Annotated in this window: 6 protein-coding genes and 1 pseudogene; all 7 read right to left on the reverse strand. The window is 63.2% G+C overall.

Annotated features, from left to right (window positions below; translation table 11 throughout):
• Window positions 1-8 precede the first annotated feature (8 nt).
• A complete protein-coding gene (locus AC1DVH_RS25130) occupies window positions 9-398 on the reverse strand; it encodes a carboxymuconolactone decarboxylase family protein (protein WP_007991919.1) in 390 nt (129 codons plus the stop codon).
• A gap of 19 nt (window positions 399-417) precedes the next feature.
• A complete protein-coding gene (locus AC1DVH_RS25135; RefSeq protein WP_477756090.1) occupies window positions 418-1,869 on the reverse strand; it encodes an NAD-dependent succinate-semialdehyde dehydrogenase in 1,452 nt (483 codons plus the stop codon).
• 154 nt (window positions 1,870-2,023) lie between these two features.
• Window positions 2,024-2,509, reverse strand: a complete 486-nt coding sequence (locus tag AC1DVH_RS25140; RefSeq protein WP_090456302.1) for a flavin reductase family protein — start codon at window positions 2,507-2,509, stop codon at window positions 2,024-2,026.
• 12 nt (window positions 2,510-2,521) lie between these two features.
• On the reverse strand, window positions 2,522-4,003 hold the full coding sequence (locus tag AC1DVH_RS25145; protein WP_477756091.1) for an aldehyde dehydrogenase: 1,482 nt from the start codon (window positions 4,001-4,003) through the stop codon (window positions 2,522-2,524).
• Window positions 4,000-4,833: an alpha/beta fold hydrolase gene (locus tag AC1DVH_RS25150; protein ID WP_477756092.1), complete on the reverse strand. Its 834-nt coding sequence runs from the start codon at window positions 4,831-4,833 to the stop codon at window positions 4,000-4,002. The genes AC1DVH_RS25145 and AC1DVH_RS25150 overlap by 4 nt, the downstream gene beginning before the upstream one ends.
• A gap of 44 nt (window positions 4,834-4,877) precedes the next feature.
• Window positions 4,878-5,468 carry an amino acid synthesis family protein gene (locus tag AC1DVH_RS25155; protein WP_007978708.1) on the reverse strand — a complete coding sequence of 197 codons (591 nt, stop codon included), beginning with the start codon at window positions 5,466-5,468 and terminating at the stop codon, window positions 4,878-4,880.
• A 151-nt stretch (window positions 5,469-5,619) separates the two neighbouring features.
• Window positions 5,620-5,686 (reverse strand): annotated as a pseudogene (locus tag AC1DVH_RS25160) (DNA-binding response regulator); the annotation flags it as partial.

Genomic DNA, 5,686 nt, shown 5'->3' on the forward strand with positions numbered 1-5,686 from the left:
GCCAAGGGTTAACTGGAGGCCTCGGCATCGGCTTCGGCGAAGGCTTCACGGGCGAGCCGGAAACTGTCTACGGCAGCGGGGACACCGCAGTAAATGCCGACCTGAAGCAGTATTTCGCGTATTTGCTCACGACTCAGGCCGTTACGCAAGGCGCCGCGCACATGCAGCTTGAGTTCATGCGGCCGGTTGAGGGCCGAGATCATCGCCAGGTTGATCATGCTGCGCTCCTTGAGCGACAAACCCTCACGACCCCAGACATGACCCCAACAATATTCGGTGACCATTTCCTGCAATGGCCGGGTGAAGTCGTCGGCGTTCTCGATGGAGCGATTGACGTAGGCTTCGCCCAGCACCTGGGTGCGGATCTTCAGGCCTTTTTCGTATTTTTCGTTGTTCATTTGCGTAGCTCCCGTGGGCTCAGAGGCCGCCCATCAAGGTGTATTTGAGTTCCAGGTAATCCTCGATGCCGTACTTCGACCCTTCACGGCCCAGCCCCGAGGACTTGATGCCGCCAAATGGCGCGACCTCGGTGGAAATCAGCCCTTCGTTGATCCCGACCATGCCGTACTCCAGCGCCTCGCTCATGCGCCAGGCGCGGCCCAGGTCGCGGGTGTAGCAGTAGGCGGCGAGGCCGAATTCGGTGTCGTTGGCCATCTCGACGGCCTGGGCCTCGGTGTCGAAACGGAACACGGCGGCCAGTGGGCCGAAGGTTTCTTCCTGGGCGACTTTCATTTGCGGGGTAACGCCTGCCAACACGGTTGGCTGGAAGAACCCATTGCCCAACGCATGACGTTCGCCGCCGCACAGCAATTGTGCGCCGTTTGCCAGGGCGTCTTGCACATGGTCTTCCACCTTGGCCACGGCACGCTCATTGATCAACGGCCCTTGGGTGATGCCATCATCGAAACCGCTGCCGACCTTGAGTTGCGAAACCCGTTCGGCCAGGCGCGCGACAAAGGCGTCGTGGATGCCGTCCTGCACCAGGAAGCGGTTGACGCAGACGCAGGTCTGCCCGGCGTTGCGGAATTTGGCGATCAGCGCACCGTCAACGGCGCGCTCCAGATCGGCGTCGTCGAAGACAATGAACGGCGCGTTGCCGCCCAGCTCCAGCGAGACTTTTTTCAGCGTCGGCGCGCACTGGGCCATCAGCAATTTGCCGATGGCCGTGGAACCGGTGAATGACAGTTTGCGCACCTGCGGGCTGGCCGTCAGCTCACCGCCAATGGCGATGGCGTCGCCGGTGATGACGTTGAAGATGCCCGCTGGAATGCCGGCCTGTTCCGCCAGTGCGGCCATGGCCAGTGCCGAGAACGGTGTTTCCGGGGCCGGTTTGACGATGCACGGGCAACCGGCCGCCAGCGCCGGACCGGCCTTGCGGGTGATCATCGCCGCCGGGAAATTCCACGGCGTGATGGCCGCGACGACGCCAATCGGTTCCTTGCTGACCACGATGCGCGCATCGCCCTTGTGACTGGGAATGGTGTCGCCGTAGATGCGCTTGGCCTCTTCGGCAAACCACTCGATGAAGCTCGCGGCGTAGAGGATTTCGCCCTTGGCCTCAGTCAGTGGCTTGCCCTGTTCGAGGGTGAGGATTTGTGCCAGGGCGTCGGCGTTTTCCAGCATCAAGGCATGCCAGCGCTTGAGCGTATTGCTGCGCTCCTTGGCGGTCAGCGCGCGCCAGGCCGGCCAGGCTTTGTTGGCGGCCTCGATAGCCAGGCGCGCGTGTTCGGCGCCGAGGTTCGGCACCCGGCCGATGAGTTCACCGGTGGCCGGATTGAAGATGTCCTGACAGGCGCCATCCGGCGCGTCCAGCCATTGGCCATTGATGTAGGCCTGTTGGCGGAACAGTTGCGAGGCTGCTGGGCTCATGCCGGCTCCTGGGAAAATTATAGGTGGCTGCTGTGCTCTACCTGTAGGAGCGAGCTTGCTCGCGATGGTCGTGAACGATAACGCGTGCTGCCTGGAAACAAGCGTCGCCTTGAAGTTCATCGCGAGCAAGCTCGCTCCTACAGGAAGCAATGCATCAGGCCAGTGTGGGCAACGGCCCCAGCTTGCCTTTGTGGTAGATCATCGGCGTGACCGGTTGCGCGGGCAGGATCAGGTTCTTCACCGCGCCGACGATGATCGCGTGATCGCCGCCGTCGTATTCGCGCCACAGTTCGCACTCGATGATCGCCGTCGCCTTGGCAAGAATCGGGTTGCCCAGTTCGCTCAAGTGCCACTCGATGCCTTTGGCCTTGTCTTTGCCTTTACCGGCGAAGGCATAGGCTTCGGCGGTCTGGTCGGCGGACAGCAGGTGAATCGCGAACTGCTTGCTGTCGCGCAGCACCGGGTAGGTGTCGGAGCCGTAGTTGGGGCAGAACAGCACCAGTGCCGGGTCGATCGACAGCGCACTGAAGGCGCTGGCGGTGATGCCGACGATGCCGCCGTCCGGGTCCAGGGTGGTGACCACCGTGACCCCGGACGGGAACGAGCTCATCACGTCTTTGTAAATGCCGGGTTCGATCATTTTCCAGGACTCCTAGCGCATCACGAATGGATCAGGCATCGGTGCCTGGGACAGGTTGATCCACACCGTTTTCAGCTCGGTGTAGGCCAGCACCGAATCGATGCCGCTTTCGCGTCCATAGCCACTGTTCTTGAAGCCGCCGATCGGCGCCATGGCCGAGACCGCGCGGTAGGTGTTGACCCAGATGATCCCCGAACGCACGTCCCGGGCCAGGCGATGGGCGCGGCCCAGGTCACGGGTCCAGATGCCGGCGGCGAGGCCGAACTGCGAGTCGTTGGCAATCGCCAGCGCTTCGGCTTCGTCTTTGAAACGGATGACCGAGGCCACCGGGCCAAAGACTTCTTCCTGCATGATCTTCATCGAGTTGCGGTCGCACTCGAACAGCGTCGGCTCGTAGAACCAGCCGTCGCCCAGATTCTGCGGACGCTTGCCGCCCAGGCGCAGACGCGCACCTTCGGCAATCGCGTCGGCCACCAGGCCTTCGACCACGGCCAGTTGCTGCGCGGTGGCCATCGGGCCCATTTCGCTGCTGTCGTCCTGGGGGTTGCCGATGCGGATGCGCCGGGCGCGTTCCACCAAACGGCCGACGAACTCGTCGTAGATCTCGTCCTGCACCAGCAAGCGCGAACCGGAGACGCAGCTCTGCCCGGAGGCGGCATAGATCCCGGCGATGGCACCGTTGATCGCGCTGTCGAGGTCGGCGTCGGCGAAGATGATGTTCGGCGATTTGCCCCCCAGCTCCAGCGACAGTTTGGCGAAGTTCTCGGCGCTGCTGCGCACCACATGCCGCGCCGTGGCCGCGCCGCCGGTGAAGGCGATCTTGCGCACCAGGGGATGACGGGTGAGGGCGGCACCGGTGCTTGGGCCGTAACCGGTGACGACGTTGACCACCCCCGGCGGAATCCCGGCTTCCAGCGCCAGGCGCGCGAGTTCGAGGATGGTCGCCGAGGCGTGTTCCGACGGCTTGATCACGATGGTGTTGCCCGCGGCGAGGGCCGGGGCCAATTTGATCGCCGTCAGGTACAGCGGGCTGTTCCACGGAATGATCGCCGCGACCACGCCCATGGCTTCGTGCACGGTGTAGGCAAACAGGTCCGGCTTGTCCAGCGGCAGGGTGCCGCCTTCGAGCTTGTCCGCCAGGCCTGCGGTGTAGTGGAAGAACTCCGGCAGATAACCAACCTGGCCACGGGTTTCGCGGATCAGCTTGCCGTTGTCGCGGCTTTCCAGCTGCGCCAGTTGTTCCTTGTTCTCGGCGATCAGGTCGCCCAGGCGTCGCAGCAATTTGCCGCGAGCGGTGGCGGTCAAACCGCGCCATGCCGGGCTGTCGAAAGCCGTCTGTGCCGCCTGCACGGCGCGTTCGACATCGGCTTCGTCGGCATCGGGCAATTCGGCCCAAGGCTCGGCCAGCGCCGGGTTGAGGCTTTCGAAGGTCTTGCCGGACAGGGCATCGACCCATTCACCGCCGATGCACATCTGGAAGCGTGCGAGTGTCATGCAACGATCCCCTTGATCTGGTTTTGTTTGGAGTGCGCGGTCTGCAGAAACTCCAGCAACAGCTGGTTGACCAGGCGCGGAGACTCTACGGGCATCATATGCCGTTGCTCGGCGAGCACGGCAACGGTCGCACCGGGAATGCGTTCGGCCAGTTGCCGGGCCATTTCCGGGGTCGAGCCGGGGTCCAGTTCGCCGGTGGCGATCAGCGTCGGTACCTGGATGCTGGCCAGGTCGTCGGCGCGGTACATGTCCTGGGTGGCGAACAGTTCGTAAGTGGTCAGGTAACCCTGAGGGTCATTGCCGGCCAGGGTCTGGCGAATCGCGGCGATCTGCGCCGGGTTCGCGGCCTGGTATTCACGGCTGAACCAGCGTGACAGCGCCGCTTCGGCATTGGCGTCCGGGCCGTGTTCGGCGGCCTGGCTGGTGCGGGCGATGACCCCGGCGCGCTGTTCGGCGCTGCGGTTGAAAACACTGTTGAGCACCACCAGGCCTTCCAGGCGTTGCGGGTAGTGCAGGGCAAACGCCCGCGCCACCAGCCCGCCCATGGAAAAACCGATCGCCGTTGCCTTGGGCAATTGCAGGTGGTCGAGCAGCTCCAGCAACTGGTCGGCATAGCCGAGCAGCGGCGTGCCGCTTTCCGGGCGCGGGCTGGCGCCATGGCCGAGCATGTCGTAGGCGATGACGCGGTACTTCGTGGCCAGGCCAACGATCTGGCCGCCCCACATTTCTTTGTTCAGGCCCACGCCGTGGATCAAGACCACGGGCTGGCCTTGGCCGGTCGCCAGGTAACTGGTGCCAGCCGGGGTGAGTTCAGCGGTGAGCCGAATCATGGAGCGCTCCTGCAATGCCTTCTTGTTGTCGTTCTGCTGGCCGGTTACTGGGCTTTTTCGGCTGCCAGTTCTTCCAGGTCGATGTAGCGGTTGCCGATGCGCGGGTGCAGGCGGCCGCCGTCGGCGCAACCAAGGACCACAACGATTTCGTCGGCACGCGGGGCGTCTTCGATCTGCATTTCCAGGGTGATGTAGTGCGAACGCAGGCCTTCGTCGTCCTTGTGCATCATCGGGATCTGGATCGAGGTGCCCGGGCCGCCGCGCTTGTTGGTGAAGCTCAGGTAGCTCTTGGCCTTGACCGCTTCGCGGTAATGGTTGCCGAAGCGCAGGGTGTGGATCACCGCCGAAGCGTGCTCGATCTCGCCGTCGGCACCGACCACCGCAGCCTTGCCGTAAGCCTCGATTTTCTCGGCACCGCCGATGATGCCCACCAGGCGCTCGACCATCAGTGCGCCGAGGTCGGAGCAGTTGGCGCGGATCTGTGGTTTCAGGTCTTCGACGAAACCGTTGCCCAGCCAGGGGTTCTTCATAACCACGGCCAGACCGACCATGGTCACGGGCTTATCGGTGGCTTTGCCGCCTTCAATAAAGGTTTCTTCGACATAGCTGACGATCTTGCGGATTTCGAAACTCATGAGCTGCTCCATAGGAGGTTTTGGGTGTCTGTGCGTCTGATGGTATACCATAATACCGATGACGCAAGTCCCTTGAGTGAGTTTCTCGTCGGGTGGTAGGGAGGAAAGAAATTTTCGGCCGTACGAAACCTGTAGGAGCTGGAGGGAGGGGTTAGCGGGAAATCAGCCCGTGATCGATGGCGTACTTGACCAGTGCCGCCGGCTTGTCGATGTTGAGC

The organism is Pseudomonas sp. P4_C3 (genome assembly GCF_056402075.1).